Raw genomic sequence first — 19,546 nt, forward strand, 5'->3', positions numbered from 1 at the left:
GAATCTAGTTAAGCGAAATTTTGTTTTTCAATCACATTTAAAACGTGTCTTTCAACCCCTTTTGCTACACCGTCAGCGTTGTTGTTATCGGTTAATTCATCAGCAAGGGCTTTGGTTTGTGGCATCGCATTATCCATAGCAATGCCTAATCCTGCCCATTCAATCATATGGTGATCATTTTCAGCGTCACCAAAACAGATAACTTCACTCTGCGCAACATTAAGCCTGTCAGCGACCACTTGAACGCCTTGACCTTTGTTGGTCGCCGGGTTAATAAACTCAAGGAAATAAGGCGAACTCTGGACCACAGTATAGTCATCTTTAAAGCTCTGTGGAACGAGAGGTGCGGCTTTCGCGAGATCTTCCGGTGCCGCGACGATCATCGCTTTGATGATGCGGTGGTCATCTTCAAGTTGGGCAAAATCATACTCGTTGATCTCTAGATTATTGATCTTGGCTTCCAATTGGGTATAAGGATTAGTTTTAGGGGTGATTAAACCCAATTCGGTACTAAATGCGTGACAGTCAAGACCGAGTTGTTTGGCGAGCACTGCCACTTTCTTCGCATCGGCACCGGAAATAAGTTGCTGATGAATCACTTCACCACTGCCGACATTAGCGACAAAACAGCCATTAGAATGCACAACGTAATCTTGATCAGTGATTAAGCCGAGCTGTTGTAAATAAGGCAACATCCCCTTGAGTGGACGTCCAGAGGCGAGAAGTACCTGCACGCCTTGCTGTTTGGCACTTAGCAGCGCTTCTTGGGTACGTGGAGAAATCTGTTTGTCTGAAGTGAGTAGGGTGCCGTCTAAGTCGATTGCAATAAGCTTGTACATCTTGGTTCCTTTTGGCGCTAACAGAGGTAATTTGGCTTTAGAGTTGGCGCAGTTGAGTATCATTGTAATAATAGAGTGAGCATAAACAAACTCTGGGTGTGAAACTAGCGAATTTGCATGACAGTTTGTGTTGAAATTGATGACCGCTTACTTTAAGGTCTGCACATCTTAAATTTGGGTTTATAAAAGGTACCGTTTTCGATGCAGTCGACAGGTTACAAAGTCAACGAGATGTTTGAAACCATCCAAGGAGAAGGGCACTTCACTGGTGTTCCCGCTGTATTTATTCGACTTCAGATCTGCCAAGTCGGTTGCTCTTGGTGTGATACCAAACAAACCTGGCAAGCGGAAGCCACCGATCAACGTAGTTTCGGTGAAATTATCGTCAAACAAGGCGATAGCCCGACATGGACGCAAGCGAGTGCCCAAGAGATTGTGGCTATGTATCAACAACAGGGCTACAGCGCGAGACATATCGTCATTACCGGTGGTGAGCCATGTGAATATGATCTCTCCGACTTGTGTCATGCCTTTGAAGCGATGGGTTGTGTTTGCCAAATTGAAACCAGCGGCACCTCTGAAGTCCGCGTTTCTGATGCAACCTGGGTGACACTGTCACCGAAAATTGCCATGAAAGGCAAGAAACAAGTACTTGTCAGTGCGTTACAACGCGCGGACGAAATCAAGCATCCGGTCGCGACTCAACACCATATTGATCAACTAGACCAATTAATCAGCGACATTGTTCTTAAACCTGATGTCGTCATGGCACTGCAACCGATCAGCCAAAAACCGCGCGCGACTCAGTTATGTATTGATACTTGTATCGAACGTAATTGGCGCTTATCAGTGCAAACCCACAAATATCTGAGCATTGCTTAACAAAGGAAGTCACAAAATGAGAAAAGCAGTTGTTGTATTTAGCGGCGGTCAAGATTCCACAACCTGTCTGATGCAAGCGATGCAGCAGTATGACGAAGTCCATGCTATTACCTTTGATTATGGACAGCGTCATAAATTAGAGATCGAAGTGGCGCAAAAATTAGCACAAAAACTTGGTGTCAAAGCGCACAAGGTAATGGATGTTGGTTTGCTTAATGAACTGGCGATTAGCTCACTGACCCGTGATGATATTCCTGTGTCCCATGAACTACAGGAAAATGGCTTACCTAACTCTTTTGTACCGGGGCGAAATATTCTGTTCCTAACATTGGCGGGCATTTATGCGTACCAGATTGGGGCGCAAGCGGTGATTACTGGCGTCTGCGAAACGGACTTTTCGGGTTATCCCGATTGCCGCGACTCATTCATTAAAGCGATGAATAGCGCGTTGGTGCAAGGCATGGATCGCCAACTTGATATTGTCACCCCGTTAATGTGGCTAGATAAGGCAGAAACGTGGGCACTAGCGGACTCTGTTGGAGCATTGCAGTTGGTGCGCAATGAAACGTTAACCTGTTATAACGGCGTGATTGGTGACGGTTGTGGAGAATGTCCTTCTTGTGAGTTGCGTGCTAATGGCTTAAATGAGTACTTGGACAATCAACAGCAGGTGATGACAAGATTAAACGCTAAAGCGAAGTAGTCTCCCTACACTAAACACAAAGTACCAATAAAAAAGCGAGCTGACTGCTCGCTTTTTGCTTTGAACCGTTGTTGCTGAAGTGCTATTACTGAATGGTTATTACTGAACGGCAATTGCTCAAACGTGGGTGTTATTCAGCAATGTACAGTTTAGCGATTTCAGAAGGCTCCATCTCTTTACCTTCTAGTTGGCTGTTCCAGTTAGTGCCAATCAGTACGCCATCTTCATCTAAGGTCAGAAGCCAATCTTCAACAAAGATATCAAGTGGGATCTGTAACACTTCAAAATCCGCCCACTCTTCGACGTTATGCAGTTTAGCATCCGCCTCAGTAGACCAAAAAGGCATCACTTCACTGTTTTCAAACTCAGTAGAATCGACCGCTAGCCAACCATCTTCATTTTTCAGACCCCAAACAAGCTCAGACTGTTTAGTTTCTTGGATAAATAGTGCAAGATTTTGTTCGATATCAGCAGTTAATTTGCTCATTGATTTGTACTCTTAGTGATTATTGCGACAAGATTAGCACGAGTTGTCATTTTCAACCAATAAAAAGGGCAGGCAATGCCTACCCAAGTGTCTGTGTATTAAGTGTTTGCGTCTAAAGGTTAATCTGGGATAACGTCGAAAATTGTCCACTCTTTACCCACTTCACCACGAAAGCCGATAACCGATGCTACCACCTTTCTATTGACCGCATACGCAAACGGACTATCGCCTTGAACTTCCGGTTTGGTTTCACCAAAACCGATGATAGCCAACCTATCGGCAGAAATACCGTAATTAATCAGCGCTTGGCGCACTGCTTTGGCTCGATTTTCCGACAGCACTAGGTTCGATTCCTGATCACCTAACGCACTTGCATAACCTTCAATCTCTATCGAAGTGCTTGGGTATTCCTGTAAAAATCGCGCCATTTCGGCGATTTGGTTTTGGAAAACCGGTTTTATCACGGTGGAGTTATTATCAAACAAGATACGAAGAGCCATTGATTGAGATGTATCGATATACGCTTCACAGCCATCGTTGTCTAACTCGGAGCCTCTTGGCGTTGCGGCACAAAGATCACGCGCGTTAATCACGCCATCGACATCATCATCAAGCAGATCAAAGCTCTGGTCTGCCAGCGGGACAGGGATGTAATCATATTCATCATTTTCGTCATAAGCAGCGAAAGTAGCTTGGCTAAAGAGCAAAACTAGGCTGCTAACTAATACCATGGGTTTTGTCATCATTTAGTACTCCACTTTTTCATGCCACTCTTTTGGCGTATCGACTCTCAGTGCTTGCAACAGGTTTCCTGTTGCATTCATCACTCGATATCGAGCCAGTTGCTCTGCATACTTGGCATCAAGATAGCCCTTACGCGCTTCAAACAACTCGTTTTCCGTATTGAGTACATCCAGTAGGGTACGCTTACCGATTTTATACTGCTTTTGGTAAGCAATAAGCGTCTCGGAGGTCGAGTCTACATTGTCGGCTAAAAATGCCTTCTGCTGGGTCGTTAAATCTAGGGCAGTCCAAGCAAGGCGCAATCCTTCCTCAACTTGACGAAAAGAACGGTCACGGAAGTCTTTGGCTTTGTTAAGTTGATGGGCAAAAGATTGAGTGCGGTCTGCGTCTGAACCACCGTTAAATAAATTGTAGTTCATGCGCAACATGGCTCGGGTTTCGTTATCGGTGCCGCGATTGCCATTGGCATCATCGCGCCAGTTGTGACCCGCATCAATGTAAAAGGTTGGGTAATTGACCCCTTTAGACTGGTCGTATTGGAATCGTGCCGCATCGACATCCACTTGGGAGATTTTGATTACAGGATGAGCCTCAAAGGCAATATCGACGGCTTGATCAACGGTGTAGGCTATCGCAGTGACATCAGCACGAGGGAAGTTGAGCCCCTGAGGTGTTTGACCCACAAGGGCAGTGAATTGTGTATGCGTATCAACCAAGTTGTTTTGCGCCGCAAGTAAATTACCGTGTGCTTTAGCGATACGAGCTTCTACCTGTGATAGATCGGCGGTTGAACCGATACCAGAATCAACGCGTTTTTTGATGTCGCTATAGATTTCCTTATGGACTGCAAGATTGGCTTCCGAGAGCCTAAGCACCTCATAAGCTTGCGTTGATTCAAGATAAATCTGAGTCACTTCGAGAGCAATATCGGACGCATCAGCCAAGAGTTGATAGCGTACGGATTCCGCTTCGGCGGCGGTTCTATCCATATCATTGAGTGTTTCATTACCGTCCCAGATTAATTGGGTGAGGGTAATACCGAGCTCCTTTCGAGTGAGATCTTCGTTGGTGTTGTCCCCATCATCTCGATCATAATCGGTTCGCTCATAACCTATGCCACCATCAAGATCGAGCTTGGGTAAGTATGCTCCTCCAGATGCGTCGGCTTCATAGCGTTTACTGACATACTCGTTATAACTCGCTTTGATGTCTGGATTGGTGGCCAAGGTTCTTGCAACTGCTTGTTCAAGAGTTTGGCTACTTGCTGGCAGGCTGTGCGCAATAAAAAATGCGCCTACCGTCATCATGAACTTGCTCAAAATGATACTCCTTAACCCGCCTTACGACATGGTCCATAAGTTAAGATCGTTAAATATAGTGCCTGTAATTTTTGGTAATCGATGCGTAATTAACCGTTTATGATATTGGTTGTGAGAGATGAAATAACAAACGGCGCTGCATCTAAATAAACTATAGTGAGCAAATATCTGTTTTCAAATAAATTTTGAAGAGTGAGTGTGTCGAGAATAAGACAAGGAGAAATTTGAAAGGATTCAAGGCTTAAAATGAGCATAAAAGCCAAAGGAGAGCAATAGAGGGTATGGTTAAATAATACAATAAGGCTGCCGTCAATAAACTAATAGGGTCCAGTGGACCCTATTAGTCATATATTGCAGTACTAGAGAACTACATAACTCGACAAGCAAAGCCTTTTAAGTAGAAACCTTCTGGATATGCGGTATCGGTGGGATGATCGGCGGCCTGTTCAAAGCGTTCGACAAACTTGACGCTTCTGTTCGCGTCGATTGCCGCATCAGCAATGATTTTTTGGAACAAGTTTTGATCCATCAGTCCTGAACATGAATAAGTCAGCAAAGTGCCACCAGGTTTGAGGATTTGCATCGCCAACATGTTGATGTCTTTGTAGCCACGACATGCGCCGTTTAGTTGTGCTTTAGAGTCGGCAAACTTGGGTGGATCCATAATGACCACATCAAACTTAGTGCCTTGATCGCGATATTCACGCAATAGCTTGAACACGTCAGCGTTAAGGAATACGGCTTGTTTACCTTTAAAGCCGTTCATTTCCGCATTGCTGCGTGCGGTATCAAGTGCTGGCTGAGAGACGTCAGCATTGATTACGCGACTTGCGCCGCCTTTTAACGCATACAGACCAAAACCACCGGTATAACTAAAGCAGTTAAGTACTTCTTTATCTTTGACATACTTTTGCGCTTGGTTGCGGCTATCACGTTGATCAAGATAGAAGCCCGTTTTGTGACCGTTAATAATATCGACACTGATCTTAATGCCGTTCTCTTCAATGATGACAGGTTGTTGCGGCGCATCGCCATGCAGTACGCCGGTGCGCTCTGTTAGCCCCTCTTTTTTGCGAATCGCGACATCTGAACGCTCGTAGATAGAGCAATCTGGGTAACAGTGGACTAACGCGTCAACCAGTGCTTGTTTCTGAAACTCGGCACCGGCACTTAGAAGTTGGCACACCAAAAAATTGTCGTATTTATCGATAGTAATGCCCGGTAAACCATCAGATTCAGCGGCAATTAAGCGATAACCAGTCAGACCGTCGCGCTCGATAATATCGTCACGAAGTAATTGTGCCTGTTGAACACGTTGGATAAAGAAGTCGACATCAATGTTTTGCTTCTTATCGCCAAAACTCCACATACGGGCACGAATTTGTGAATGAGGTGAATAGGCTGCTTTACCTAGCCATTCGCCATTATGAGCGAACACATCAACCGTTTCACCAAGTGCAGGTTCGCCAACAACGCGAGCGATACCTCTTGAAAAGATCCAAGGGTGTTTGCGACGGACAGATTTGTCACGTCCTTTAACGAGATGAATTTCTAAACTCATGATGTGCCTTATGGTCAATAGGGGTAAAGGGCGAGTATTTTGTGTGAAGTTTCAAACAAATGCAAATCAACTAGCCACCATTCGCCACTAAACTTAGCCACTACCCTTAAATTTAGCCAATAATAGTGAACTCAACTAAAATCAGCTTAGCAGACAACTGATGTCAAAAGGACGAGCAATGGAACAGATATGCGCAAAAGCGATAGTGCAAGGGCATGTACAAGGCGTGGGGTTTCGTTATCACACTTGTCATCAAGGTTTGAAATTGGGATTAAGTGGTTATGCGAAAAATTTAAATGATGGTTCGGTCGAGGTGATGGCATGCGGTGCGCCGCAACAAGTAGAGCAAATGTTTGAGTGGTTAAAACAAGACCCACGAACCGCCCATGTAACAGGGTTGAACGTTGAGCCTTGTGAATACAAACATTACAAAGGATTTGTCATTGGCTAACTATATAGAATTGTCTAACTAGTTGTCATTGGCTAACTACAAGCATTTGGCAGGTTTAGGTAGACCCGCTAGTTTTGTTGCTTGCTTCGCCGGGCCTTTTTTAAATAGCTTAAACAGGTATTTGCTATTGCCTTTTTCAGGACCGTGCGCTTTTTCCATCGCCTTAACCAGCATTCTCACGGCAGGAGAGGTGTTGAACTCAATATAGAACTCACGAACAAACATGATAACTTCGAGGTGTGCGTCGGTTAACTCAATGCCTTCCTCTTGAGCCAGCGTTGGCACCATTTCAGGTTGCCACTGTTTATGATCTAATAGATAACCTTCGGCGTCAGTCTCTATGTGGATTCCGTTGTATGTAAACATTGCATATGATCCGCTAAATTCAATGTGGGCAAGATTAGCTTAGTTACCATGACATTTTCAAGTTACCTCACAAACAAAACTGCAAATAGCAAAAAGCCCAAAACCGGAGTTTTGGGCTTACATTTTATTGACGAGCTAACGGTTAATTAGTCGTTGTTCATAATGCCTAAGATTGAAAGTAGGCTGATGAATAGGTTGTAGATTGACACGTACAAGCTGATTGTCGCAGAGATGTAGTTGGTTTCACCGCCACGAACGATTTGCTGTGTTGTTAGCAAAATCACACCAGTAGAAAACAGTACAAACATGCCGCTCATTGCTAGGTGAATCATTGGCATCTGTAGGAAGATGTTAGCCACCATACCAATCAGCAGAACAACGAAGCCAGCCATTAACACGCCACCTAGGAAAGAAAGGTCACGCTTGGTTGTCAATGCATAAGCCGATGCGCCCAAGAACGCGAGCGCTGTGCCACCCAGTGCCGTGACAATCACGTCACCCATACCTGCACCGACGTACATGTTTAAAATCGGTCCAGTGGTGTAGCCTAGGAATCCAGTGAATAGGAAAGTAAACACCAGACCCATGCTGTTGTTGCGGTTCTTCTCAGTCAAGAATAGTAGACCATAAAAGCCAACCAGCATGATGATTAAACCGGGACGAGGCAGGTTCATTGCCATAGAAAATGCCGCAACTAGCGCAGACCAAAGTAGGGTCATTGAGAGTAGGGCATAGGTATTTCTTAATACCTTGTTAGTTTGCAGCGCACTGGTATCAATGCCGCCACGCGATACAATACGGTCGTTCATAATCTTCCTCACAGGTGATTCATTGTGTTATGGGTCTATTTATGGGGGTGTTTCAGTAAAAAATCAAGTGCTACAAGCAAACATCCTGAGCAGAATCATAATAAAAATAAGCGCTTAAGTATCACTCACTTTGTAACCTGATATTTCAATAATAGCAAAAAAGGCGGACTTGCCACCTTTTTATACGTTTATCAATTAGATGAGATTCATCAGTGATGTAAAATTTGACTCAAGAAGTTCTGAGTACGATCTGACTGCGGATTTTCGAAGAAATCAACCGGATTGTTCTCTTCAATGATTTCACCCGCATCCATAAAGATGACTCGGTCTGCCACTTCTTTAGCAAAACCCATCTCGTGAGTCACACAAAGCATCGTCATCCCTTCGTCGGCCAACTCGACCATAACATCAAGTACTTCACGTACCATTTCTGGGTCAAGCGCCGATGTCGGTTCATCAAACAGCATGACCTGTGGGTTCATGCACAGAGAGCGGGCGATTGCCACACGTTGCTGCTGACCACCGGAAAGCTGTCCCGGGAACTTGTCGGCTTGGTCTGGGATCTTAACGCGTTCAAGATACTTCATTGCCAGAGCTTCTGCTTCCTCTTTCGGCATCTTTTTGACCCAGATAGGCGCTAGTGTACAGTTTTCCAAGACCGTTAGGTGAGGGAAGAGGTTAAAGTGCTGAAAACACATACCCACTTCGCGTCGCACCGCTTCGATATTCTTCAAGTCTTCTGTCAACTCGTTACCAGAGACGAAGATATGACCGGCTTGGTGCTCTTCTAAGCGGTTAATGCAGCGAATCATGGTCGATTTACCTGAGCCTGACGGGCCACAAATTACGATCTTTTCGCCTTTCTTAACGTCTAGGTTGATGTTTTTTAGTACGTGAAATTCTCCGTACCATTTGTTCATGTCCTTTAATTGGATCATATAATCTTGTTGTTGCGTCATAATACGTCCTTGAATTCCAGTGTTATCGTTTGTGACCAGTATGCAGTTTGTTCTCTAGCCATATCGAATATCTCGACATGCCAAAACAGAACACCCAGAACACTAACGCGACAAATACATAGCTTTCCGTAGCGAAACCTAACCATTCAGGATCGGTATTCGCTGCTTGTCCAATACCGAGTACGTCGAACATACCGATAATCAGTACCAGACTGGTATCTTTAAACAGACCAATAAAGGTGTTTACAATTGATGGGATGGTGATTTTTAGAGCTTGCGGCAAAATGATTAAGCCAGTTTTTTTCCAGTAGCTTAAACCAAGGGCATCGGCTGCCTCATATTGACCTTTTGGTATTGCTTGCAAGCCACCGCGCACCACTTCCGCCATATAAGCAGAACTAAACATGATGACACCGATGAGAGCGCGAATCAGTTTATCGGTTTCAGTGCCTTCTGAAAGGAACAGCGGTAGCATGACCGACGCCATAAATAGTACGGTAATCAGTGGTACACCACGCCAGACTTCGATGTAAACCGTACAGATACTACGAATAATCGGCATATCTGAGCGGCGACCCAAGGCTAAAGCAATACCAATCGGTAATGATGCAATAATACCCACAAGGGCGATAATCAAGGTGACCAACAGACCGCCCCATTTGTGTGTTTCCACCACCTCAAGACCGAACACGCCACCATACAGCAACGCCGCTATGATAAATGGGTACACGTTGACAAAGAACAGCCAAAGCCAAACACGCTTGGGTGTGCGCTCATAGGCGAGTAACGCGACAAAAATAGCCAGTGTGGCGTAAAACAACTGTGGACGCCAAAGCTCTTCAGTCGGGTAGAAGCCATACATAAATTGCTGCCAGCGAACACTGATAAATACCCAGCATGCGCCTTCGCTTGTACAGGCATCACGAGTGCTGCCGATCCAATCTGCATTGAGGACAGCCCAGTCAAACAGGTACCAAATCAATGACAAGGAAAAATAGGCTAAGACGATTGTCACCACCGAGTTAACGGGACTGTTGAATAAATTTTTACGAAGCCAGCCAATCACACCGACGGTGTTAGAAGGTGGTGGCAGATCCGGTTGAAATTGATGTTGTGCCATATTATCTCTCCACCAAAGCGACTTTCTTGTTGTACAAATTCATCAAGGCTGACGTGATCAAACTCAGTGCGAGATAAACACCCATGGTCATTGCAATGATCTCAATCGCCTGACCGACTTGGTTTAGTGTCGTACCCGCGAACACCGAAACCAGATCTGGATAACCAATCGCCATCGCTAACGATGAGTTTTTGGTGAGGTTAAGATATTGGCTTGTCAATGGTGGGATAATGATGCGCATCGCTTGCGGAATCACCACCAGCTTTAAGGTGCGGTTTCGTGGCAGTCCTAATGACATCGCCGCTTCAGTTTGCCCATGGCTCACTGCGTTGATACCAGAACGTACGATTTCAGCAATAAACGACGCGGTATAGATACTTAGCGCTAACGTCAACGCAGCCAGTTCTGGAATAATGCTAATACCACCGCGGAAGTTAAATCCTTTAAGCACCGGATACTCGGCACTGATCGGCATTCCAGTGATAAAATACGCCACTAAAGGTAAACCAATAATAAGCGCGGCACCAATGCGACCCACTGGTGTTTGTTGCCCCGTCAGTTTTTGCTTGTTTTTGGCCCAGTAAGCGATACATGCCGTCGCGATAACACCAATAACAAAGACAGCAATCACCACACCACTGCCTTGTTCGAATACCGGAGCAGGGAAGTAAAGACCACGTACGTTTAGAAAAATCGCTTCACCTAAGCTCATACTCTGTCTTGGTGAAGGGAGTGCTTGGAGTACAGCGAAGTACCAGAAAAATATTTGTAATAAAAGGGGGATGTTACGAAAGATTTCTATATAAACAGCAGCAAAACGACTTACCAACCAGTTAGATGACAAGCGTGCAATACCCATAACAAAGCCAAGTACCGTAGCAAGTAAAATACCCAGTACGGACACTAGCGCGGTGTTGAGCAATCCAACATAAAAAGTGCGACCATAAGAAAAAGTCTCATCATATTCGATCAAGGTGAGACCAATACCAAACCCCGCTTCTTGACTTAGAAAGTCAAAGCCCGTTGCGATACCGCGTGATGACAAGTTGGTGAGTGCGTTATTAACGATGGTGTAAAAAAACAGACCCAACGCAACGACAGCTAACACTTGAAATACGACAGAGCGGAATGTGGGATTGTATAGTAGATTTGCGCTTTTCGCGGGTTTATCCTGCGAGGCGACTTGTTGAGTAGTAGGTTTCATACAACTAACCTCAAATCCTTTGAGAAAAAGGGCGGATTATTCCGCCCTTGATAACGTTAAATCGTATTAACGTAGTGGTGGAGCGTACATGAAGCCACCTTCATTCCACAGCGCGTTAACGCCACGTGAAATTTGTAGAGGTGAACCTGTACCAACTGAACGCTCAAAACTTTCGCCGTAGTTACCCACTTGCTTGATGATTTGGTAGCTCCAATCATCGCTGATGCCTAGACCTTTACCTTTAGGACCATCAACACCAAGGATACGCTTGATGTTTGGATCGGTTGATTTAAGCATTTCTTCAGCATTCTTAGAGGTTACGCCATACTCTTCAGCGTTCACCATTGCAGCCAGTGTCCACTTAGCAATGTTAAACCATTGGTCATCACCTTGACGAACAACAGGACCTAGAGGCTCTTTAGATATGATGTCAGGAAGAACCACTGCAGACGTTGGATCAGACAGGTTGATACGCAATGCATAAAGCTGAGATTGGTCACTCGTCAACACATCACAACGACCAGAGTCGAAACCTTTTGCCGTTTGTGCCGAAGTATCAAATACCACTGGCTTGTATGACATGCCTTTGTTGCGGAAGTAATCCGCTAAGTTAAGCTCGGTTGTTGTCCCTGATTGAATACAAACCGATGCACCATCCAGTTCCATTGCGCTTGAAATGCCAAGGTCTTTCTTAACCATGAAGCCTTGACCATCGTAATAGTTAACACCAACAAAATTTAGACCTAACGCTGTATCACGGTGTAGAGTCCATGTAGTATTACGTGAAAGAACATCAATTTCACCAGACTGAAGTGCAGTGAAACGTTCTTTTGCAGTTAACGGTACATATTTCACTTTAGTTTTGTCACCAAGTACTGCAGCAGCAAGCGCCTGACAATACTCAACGTCAATACCTTCCCATTCACCTTTAGAGTTAGGGTTTGAGAAACCTGGTAGACCGGTACTTACGCCGCACGTTAGTGTGCCAGCTTTAGTGACTTTATCTAGAGTGCTGTCCGCTGCAGAAGCTGACGTACTCATCATAGCAGCAGAAGCTGCTACCAATGTGGCGATTAGAGTAAGTTTCTTTGCCATTGTGTATCCTTCCTGTTAGTTCCGTGTAAATCAGGTCCAGCCTGAATACAATGTGCTAATTGTTGTTGTGTTGCATCGTGTTGTGTTAAAAACGAACCGAAATGGTGCATTTGTAACAATCGTCTAAAGCGTAGATAATGATTTGCGATTTCTCAAATTATTAATTTAAATGATGTTTTGAGTGTCACACACACTTAAACAATTGTTAGAATGACGAACTGTAACTAATTTGTAAATAGTGCAAGCGAGCACCAAGTTAGTGAGATAGCGATAATTTTGTTAAATTTTAGTTGCAGCAACGTAAGGTGTTGCGGTATGGGTAATATCCGATATTAATTGTCGATCTGTAGTGTAAATTCAGGACAAAATTACATTATGCAATCATGGATCGGCTTAATAATGCACCGTTTTGGTGAAATTGAATGAATAACTATTATTAGGTAGTGAAGGAAGAATATGCGTTACTTTCCACTTTTTATGGATCTTCAAAATAAGCCTGTGCTTGTCGTTGGTGGCGGTGAGGTCGCTTGTCGCAAAGTGGATAGCTTACTTCGAGCCGGCGCTAAAGTGACTATTGTGTCGCCAAAGGTAGAATCTTATTTGCAGACACAGATAGAATCAGGCAAATGCCACTGGATACAGAGATTCTATGAGCCGAGCATGTTAACCCGAGATTATTTGCAAGTTTGGGCGACCACTGACAATCCAGCGCTCAATCATAAAGTGCATAAAAATGCAAAAGAAGTGGGGGTTTTGGTCAACGTGGTCGATGACACCCCTTACTGCGATTTTATTACACCCTCTATTATTAACCGCGGACGTATTCAATTAGCGATATCCAGCGGTGGGGCGTCTCCGGTACTAATCCGTGGTATTCGCGAAAAAATCGAGTCCGTATTGCCAATGAATACCGCACAATTGGCGGATTTTGCAGCGAGCAAAAGGGAAGACATTAAATCTCATTACGCGACCGTTGATGAAAGACGCAAGTTTTGGGAGCGTTTCTTTCAGACGCCTGCTGTGCTAAGCAGCAGCAATAACCAACAACTGCAACAGTTATACCAAGGGCTTATTCAACAAAATGTGCCTTTTGTCGATTCTTGTACTTGGATTGAATATGGTGAAGACCCTGAACTATTGCCGATTAAAGCGTTGCGTCTAATGCAAGAGGCAGAAATCGTTTACCACGACAAAAATTGTCCGTTTAGCTTTATTGATTTGGTGCGCCGAGATGCAGAGCGGATTGCCTACGATCAACTGACGAATGTGGCTGGCGAGATAAGTGCGAGTAAATCTCAGCAACAAAGAGTCGTGGTATTTATTTCACCCAACTCTAGTGCTTACCTGCTTATCAAAGAGGGTGATCAAGTGATTGAGTTAGCCAAGATCAAATAGCGCTATATGCTATTGTTATCCGCAACAGACAAAACGGCGAACAAGATGATGTTCGCCGTTTCAATATATCGATTGCTTGTGAGTTCAGCTATCGTGAGTTTAGTTATTGGGAAATAAGCTGTAAACCAGTGGGCAGAGCATCCCCAAACAGCCGTTTTGTATCTTGAGTATCGAGAGTCTGTACCTCAGACACTAAATCCAACCAAGTTTGCGGCGCTTTGCTCGCTTTTAGTTTATCAATCACTTGCTGACGATAACTCTCTTGGATGTCGATCGTTCTATCCCCGGTTTTTCGACACATCAACATACAAGCAAAACCAATCATACTTTCCTTGTTCCAATCCAACGTTAAGATACGCTCTAGCCACTGCTCGATTTGCTCTCTTGGCACCACGTTATGTTGGCTGCCATAAAGCGGGGTTCTTCCGGCTAAACGACCTAAAGCCCACCAATGCGCTTGAACAAATAATGGCGAGTTAATCGCTTTGTTCAAGAACCAAGTGGCGAGTAACACTTTGTCGTCAACGTAGAGATTCTCTAAACTGGCTGACAAGCGCACCATCGCTTCATAGCCTTTATCTTTTGCACCTTGAAAGGTCTTGGCGTTTTTTATTGCGCCGGGGTGAAGGTATTTAGCGATGTCCGCTAGAATAGTCTCTTGCTGTTCTTGGTTTAATCCTCCAGAAACACGACGCCAGAATACCCACCAATCACTCCAACCTTGGGGGTTTTGGAACTGGATCCCTTGGTTGTACAATGCCCAGATTTGCTCCATTCGCCATGAGTCGGTAGCGTCACCGAAGCCGGGACGCATACAAAACCCCGTCAATCTTAGCCAGTTTTTCTCGTGTTGCTCAGAGCGTCGGCGACGTTTGCGGCCAAGATTAAAACTGTCCACCAGAGAGCGAATCGTATAGGAATCCCAATCTTCCTTTTTACCAAGGTTCTTCTCTAAGTTTTTGCTAAGCAGTTTAATATCTTTGCTATCGGCGCTCTGCTTGTTACCGCTATAAAGACGAGAGATTAACGCTTGTGATGACTCCAAGCCGGGATGGACTTTTATCTCAGACTCCTGAGATTGCGCCCCACGGACTTCAAACTCTAACAGCCAACGCTGAGCGTCATCTGCAACGCTAACACATTCCAATTTGAGTGTACCGACTTCGGTTAATTGACACGCTAACACCACTTCGACTCGCTGTTTTTGATTGGCAGCAAGTTCTACTTCTGTACCTGCGAGGGTACTGATATAGGGAGGAAGTGGTGAAAACTTATCGGGATCAACCTTAACCATCAAACCATTTTGGACTTTTTGATTATCAGCAAAATAATCGTGAGTCGACGTTAACAAGTTAAAGCGTACCGGTTCGCCTAATGTAAGAGAGAAGCGACGACCCGTTAAGCGGATCTCTTGTCCTTCATCGGTGCCTTTGGCGAGCAAACAGAGGGATTGGCTCGATTTGTTTTTATCTGGCAAGTGCAAGAAGTAGGAACGTGGACTGCCGCCGCCGATTTTGAGTTGTGCTCCGCGTCTGGCTTTAGCAAAAGCAACGGCACCCAGCGCTACAGACCAGTCTGGATGCGGGTTATCTAATACAGTAACCGGAGAGCCTTTCCATTCAGAGATAAGCTCAGTTAAACGCCCAGCGACCAAATCACTATTGAAGACTCCGCCATTAAGCAGCAATCCAACAGGGATCGCTGGTAATTGATCGCTATTTAATGCCTGTTGACACACTTGCTGATGGGAGTACAAAAACTCAGCAATATGCTTGCTGACTGCGGGGTCGGCAACGTAGGGCAAACCAAACTCGACCACCGCTGAGCGCTTTTTATCCGGCAGTTGATCACAAGCGGTTTTGGGAAAGAAACCTTCCAGTGCAATTTGATGGACTTCCTGTTTATTCAGCGTGATGCTTTTAGTGCCACCGATCAGTTTCGAGCCGCTGCCCAACATGGTGATCTTGAGTTCTTCAGGCGCTTGCGAGGAGAGTAGCGCTTCTTTAGCGCTGCGGGTTTGTTGAATCAGTTTGCTTAAGTTGGCAGCATTAAGCTTACTTGAATGATTGAATCTCTGCTCTGAAACATGCGCCAATGCAAGGTCGAGGTTATCCCCGCCAAGCATCAAGTGTTCGCCAACGCCGATACGGTTAAGAGACAACTCATTCTCTTCATTCTTGGCTTCAATTAAGCTTAAGTCAGTAGTACCACCGCCCACATCACAGACTAAAATCAGTGGAACTTGATCAAGCTCTTGTGACGCTGTCACCTTATGTCGTGCGTACCAATCATAGCAAACCGCCTGAGGTTCTTCGAGTAGGTGAACCTTATCGAGTCCCGCGAGTTTAGCGGCTTGTAACGTCAGTTTACGTGCTGTTTCATCAAACGAAGCAGGCACAGTAATCACCACCTCTTGCTGCTCCAGTTTGTTATAGTGATGTCGATGATTCCACGCTTGACGAATATGGTTAAGATAGCTGGCGCTGGCGACCACCGGAGACACTTTTTCAACATCGCTAGCGCCCGCCCACGGAAGAATATCGTCTTGGCGATCAACGCCTTGATGCGACAGCCAACTTTTCGCACTGGCGACTTGGCGTCCCTCAACTTTCGCACCCAACTCACGTGCCCACTCGCCAATAATAACTTGCTCAATATCGCCTTGAACGAGCGTCGATTCCCACGGTAACGCAAGGTCTGCTTGAGCAACTTGATCAGTGGCTGGGTGATAACGAAAAGAAGGCAGCAGCGGTTTACGTGCAACCTCGCCGGGACCGACTAATTGATCGATTTCAAACAGTGAAACAGGGGATTGCGACAAGTCGTGTTGAATTTCACAATACGCGACGACGGTATTGGTTGTGCCTAAATCAATACCAACTAAATATTGTGCCGTTGCCATGATTTCGCTCCGTGATTAAATAGTGCCAGATCGTGAGATGAGAAAACGGCACTCGAAAGTGCCGTTAAAATAGTGAGAATTTTGCTTAACTCTCTTCGCGCACATCAAATTCGACATGCCATTTTTGACCATTGTCGGAGGCAATGGCTTCTAAGTAGAGTGTGCCAAGTTCTGTGACTCGTGACGCAAGGGTAACGGGGACCACTTCTCCAACACTGCGACCTTCTGATAATGGTAAAGTCACCTGAATTTCTGGAAGTTCTTCAAGTTCTTCTGGTTGCCAGAAATCTAAGTGAACGCCGGCATCATCGTCACGTCGCGTGGTTGAGCCAAAGAATTGGAAGTGCACGGGTTGACCGATGACCAAGCCAAACTCTTGGCTTGGAACTGCAACGCTGCTGCCTTCTTCCATCCCAAATGGCGCAACACATAACGCTTCCATTGGCGGTGCCATTCCTGGAATCGCTGGCATCGCACTTTCAATACCAATGTAATAACTCGATGCGATACCACCACGGATGCGGACACCTTGCCCACGGCGCACGCTGCCATAGTAGGCTGCGCCACTGGCGACAGCGAGATCCAAATCAAGACCTGCTAGCCTCTTGGCAGTTGGCGACTGCGCTTTCTCAAGCCATTGATTAATCGTGGTAAATAAACGCTCCGACAGTAGCTTAGATTTTAGCACTCCACCGTTAAACAATAGTGCAGTGGGTTTGATAAATTCTGGCGAACTGTTCATGCCCGGCATACCGGCAAATAGGTTATCCGCTGCATCACTTTGACGACTTAAGAACGCCGCGATATGACGAGTGATCGCCGCATCTTGTGCGTAGGGCAAGCCCATTTGGGTTAGAGCACCGCGAGCACGTTGCACCGGATGTTCATTAATCGCAACCTGAGGGAAGAAACCATCCACCAAGGTTTGCTGTACTTCTTGCTGGGTCAATTCCGTTTTGAGCGTTGCACCAAGCAGTTTTGAGCCACGACTTGGCACCACAATCGGAACCGCTTGCAGATCAGCATCGTTCAGCAAGGCTTCTTTGGCATCGCGACAGGCGTGCGTCATCGCTTGCACTTGCCACGGTTGCAACTCTTTGCCTTCTGATGCCAGTTTCATTTTAAGGCGATAGGCGAGGGCGAGATCCATGTTGTCACCGCCCAACAGAATATGTTCACCGACCGCGACACGCTCTAGGCTTAGGTTGCCATCGTTTTCGGTGACCGCAACAAGGGATAAATCCGTTGTACCACCACCGACATCAATCACAAGGACAATATCGCCAACGCTGACTTCATCGCGCCACTTGTCATCGCTATTGTCAATCCAGCTATAAAGCGCCGCTTGAGGTTCTTCAAGTAGGGTTAAATGATGCAGTCCAATGTTTCGTGCTGCTTCTGCGGTCAAATCACGCGCAGCAGGATCAAAGGAGGCAGGCACCGTAATAGTGACGTCTTGCGACTCGAGGTTGTGCTCGGGATGAGCGTGATTCCAAGCCAGTTTGAGGTGCTCAAGATAGAGTTCCGTTGCGCGCAGCGGTGACACTTTTGCCACTTCTTCTGGGCTACCTTGCGGCAAAAAGCTATCTCTGCGGTTAACGCCGCCGTGACAAAGCCAAGATTTTGCACTAGCCACAAGGCGAATAGGCGTTTTTGCACCGAAGTTACGCGCAATCGCACCGACCAGTGCATTAGGTTCATTGGTCCAAGGCAGAGTGCGTGAGCCTGCGCCCATTTCATGTTCGTACGGTTGGTAAAGAAACGAGCCTAGTTGTTTGAATGACTCGATGGTTCCAGCTCCCGTTAATTGAGGGATATCGACCACATAAACTTGTGGGTTTTCCACCTCAGTATCGACGTACGACATCACACAGTGAGTCGTCCCTAAATCGATACCAACACTGAATTTAGCACTATGTTCCATTATAACTCGACCTCAGCAGGGGCAATGATAGAGGCATCGAAATTTTCAGCTAACTTAGGCAGAGTGACCTTGTCAGCTTTCCAGCCTTTATGTACCAATGTGCCGGTAAATGGCGCGCTGCCGGTGACATTTCCAATTAAGCGTACTGCCTGAGGGTTGAAGCCTTCAGCAATTTGAATTCGTGTTTCTTCGTCTTCGCTACGAATTGGCGAAAGCTCGAAGTATTCTGAGATCACTTTCTTACCACCCGTGTGAACCACACGCGCCGCCGCGCCAACTTCTTCATCAGAAAAAGCGGTAAGATCTTCTTGAAGGAAGTCAATCATACGCGCTTCTTTTTGCATCAGAGAAAGCAGTTGCATCGCAGAGTCTGTGGTCGCAGTGGCAAGTTTAGATTCGACTTCAACGACCTTTTCGATCACTTTCTCAACTTCAACGACTTTTTCTACTTCAACAATCTTCTCAACGGGCTTTTCTACCTCGACGATTTTTTCAACCGGCTTTTCAACCACCTTCTCGATCACTTTGCTTTTGCGTGAAACGGCAACCGCAAGTAGCAGGACACTTGATGCGGCTAAACCAGCGTGAAGCATATCGAAAGTAGTGGGAATGACGTTTAGATCGAAGTTCATAGCAATGTCTCTATATGATTATCATTATTAACTAATTTTGCGGCGGATTTTAGCATAATCAACAGTTACAAGGCGAACCTTTCACTTTAATCACTCAAGTAACCGCGAGTATTTGCTTAAAAATTCAACGTTTAAATTAAAGATTAGACCTTTT

The 19,546-nt window shown here is 45.5% G+C and carries 18 protein-coding genes; 4 read left to right on the forward strand and 14 right to left on the reverse strand.

Going from position 1 to position 19,546, the window contains the following annotated elements:
- Window positions 1–8: 8 nt before the first annotated feature.
- Complete coding sequence (locus tag L9Q39_RS06865; protein WP_237484355.1) at window positions 9–839, reverse strand: Cof-type HAD-IIB family hydrolase; 831 nt, start codon at window positions 837–839, stop codon at window positions 9–11.
- A gap of 201 nt (window positions 840–1,040) precedes the next feature.
- On the opposite strand from L9Q39_RS06865, the gene queE reads away from it, so the two are divergent.
- Both queE and queC read left to right on the forward strand, forming a co-directional pair.
- On the forward strand, window positions 1,041–1,721 hold the full coding sequence (gene queE, locus L9Q39_RS06870) for a 7-carboxy-7-deazaguanine synthase QueE (protein ID WP_237484356.1): 681 nt from the start codon (window positions 1,041–1,043) through the stop codon (window positions 1,719–1,721).
- Between the two features lie 16 nt (window positions 1,722–1,737).
- Entirely contained in the window at window positions 1,738–2,424 is a 687-nt protein-coding gene (queC, locus tag L9Q39_RS06875) for a 7-cyano-7-deazaguanine synthase QueC (RefSeq protein ID WP_237484357.1), read from the forward strand.
- A 130-nt stretch (window positions 2,425–2,554) separates the two neighbouring features.
- Here the strand turns inward: queC and L9Q39_RS06880 are convergent, their stop codons facing one another.
- The 4 genes from L9Q39_RS06880 to L9Q39_RS06895 all read right to left on the reverse strand — a co-directional run bounded on the left by L9Q39_RS06880 (window position 2,555) and on the right by L9Q39_RS06895 (window position 6,535).
- Complete coding sequence (locus tag L9Q39_RS06880; protein WP_237484358.1) at window positions 2,555–2,911, reverse strand: DUF2750 domain-containing protein; 357 nt, start codon at window positions 2,909–2,911, stop codon at window positions 2,555–2,557.
- A 119-nt stretch (window positions 2,912–3,030) separates the two neighbouring features.
- Window positions 3,031–3,654 (reverse strand): OmpA family protein, encoded by a 624-nt coding sequence (locus L9Q39_RS06885; RefSeq protein ID WP_237485523.1) that lies wholly within the window; start codon window positions 3,652–3,654, stop codon window positions 3,031–3,033.
- A 3-nt stretch (window positions 3,655–3,657) separates the two neighbouring features.
- Window positions 3,658–4,962 carry a TolC family outer membrane protein gene (locus L9Q39_RS06890; RefSeq protein WP_237485524.1) on the reverse strand — a complete coding sequence of 435 codons (1,305 nt, stop codon included), beginning with the start codon at window positions 4,960–4,962 and terminating at the stop codon, window positions 3,658–3,660.
- Between the two features lie 379 nt (window positions 4,963–5,341).
- Entirely contained in the window at window positions 5,342–6,535 is a 1,194-nt protein-coding gene (locus L9Q39_RS06895; RefSeq protein WP_237484359.1) for a class I SAM-dependent methyltransferase, read from the reverse strand.
- Window positions 6,536–6,713: 178 nt separating this feature from the next.
- Here L9Q39_RS06895 and yccX point away from each other — a divergent pair, with 178 nt between their 5' ends.
- Entirely contained in the window at window positions 6,714–6,986 is a 273-nt protein-coding gene (yccX, locus tag L9Q39_RS06900; protein WP_237484360.1) for an acylphosphatase, read from the forward strand.
- Between the two features lie 36 nt (window positions 6,987–7,022).
- Here the strand turns inward: yccX and L9Q39_RS06905 are convergent, their stop codons facing one another.
- From L9Q39_RS06905 to L9Q39_RS06930, 6 genes are all read right to left on the reverse strand, one after another.
- Window positions 7,023–7,352 (reverse strand): TusE/DsrC/DsvC family sulfur relay protein, encoded by a 330-nt coding sequence (locus tag L9Q39_RS06905; protein WP_237484361.1) that lies wholly within the window; start codon window positions 7,350–7,352, stop codon window positions 7,023–7,025.
- Between the two features lie 146 nt (window positions 7,353–7,498).
- A complete protein-coding gene (locus L9Q39_RS06910; RefSeq protein WP_237484362.1) occupies window positions 7,499–8,161 on the reverse strand; it encodes a Bax inhibitor-1/YccA family protein in 663 nt (220 codons plus the stop codon).
- Window positions 8,162–8,370: 209 nt separating this feature from the next.
- Window positions 8,371–9,120, reverse strand: coding sequence for an amino acid ABC transporter ATP-binding protein (locus tag L9Q39_RS06915; RefSeq protein WP_237484363.1), 750 nt, complete (start codon window positions 9,118–9,120; stop codon window positions 8,371–8,373).
- Window positions 9,121–9,142: 22 nt separating this feature from the next.
- Window positions 9,143–10,240, reverse strand: coding sequence for an amino acid ABC transporter permease (locus tag L9Q39_RS06920; RefSeq protein WP_237484364.1), 1,098 nt, complete (start codon window positions 10,238–10,240; stop codon window positions 9,143–9,145).
- Window position 10,241: 1 nt separating this feature from the next.
- Window positions 10,242–11,444, reverse strand: coding sequence for an amino acid ABC transporter permease (locus L9Q39_RS06925; protein WP_237484365.1), 1,203 nt, complete (start codon window positions 11,442–11,444; stop codon window positions 10,242–10,244).
- Between the two features lie 66 nt (window positions 11,445–11,510).
- Window positions 11,511–12,539 carry an amino acid ABC transporter substrate-binding protein gene (locus L9Q39_RS06930; RefSeq protein WP_237484366.1) on the reverse strand — a complete coding sequence of 343 codons (1,029 nt, stop codon included), beginning with the start codon at window positions 12,537–12,539 and terminating at the stop codon, window positions 11,511–11,513.
- A gap of 456 nt (window positions 12,540–12,995) precedes the next feature.
- Between L9Q39_RS06930 and L9Q39_RS06935 the strand changes: the two genes are divergently transcribed.
- Entirely contained in the window at window positions 12,996–13,934 is a 939-nt protein-coding gene (locus L9Q39_RS06935) for a precorrin-2 dehydrogenase/sirohydrochlorin ferrochelatase family protein (RefSeq protein WP_237484367.1), read from the forward strand.
- A gap of 103 nt (window positions 13,935–14,037) precedes the next feature.
- On the opposite strand, the gene L9Q39_RS06940 is transcribed toward L9Q39_RS06935, so the two are convergent.
- From L9Q39_RS06940 to L9Q39_RS06950, 3 genes are all read right to left on the reverse strand, one after another.
- Window positions 14,038–16,836: an Hsp70 family protein gene (locus L9Q39_RS06940; RefSeq protein ID WP_237484368.1), complete on the reverse strand. Its 2,799-nt coding sequence runs from the start codon at window positions 16,834–16,836 to the stop codon at window positions 14,038–14,040.
- 85 nt (window positions 16,837–16,921) lie between these two features.
- Entirely contained in the window at window positions 16,922–18,760 is a 1,839-nt protein-coding gene (locus L9Q39_RS06945; protein ID WP_237484369.1) for an Hsp70 family protein, read from the reverse strand.
- Window positions 18,760–19,392: a DUF2760 domain-containing protein gene (locus tag L9Q39_RS06950; protein ID WP_237484370.1), complete on the reverse strand. Its 633-nt coding sequence runs from the start codon at window positions 19,390–19,392 to the stop codon at window positions 18,760–18,762. The genes L9Q39_RS06945 and L9Q39_RS06950 overlap by 1 nt, the downstream gene beginning before the upstream one ends.
- Window positions 19,393–19,546: the final 154 nt, after the last annotated feature.

Origin of the sequence: Vibrio hippocampi (assembly GCF_921292975.1) — a bacterium.
GTDB classification, from domain to species: domain Bacteria; phylum Pseudomonadota; class Gammaproteobacteria; order Enterobacterales; family Vibrionaceae; genus Vibrio; species Vibrio hippocampi.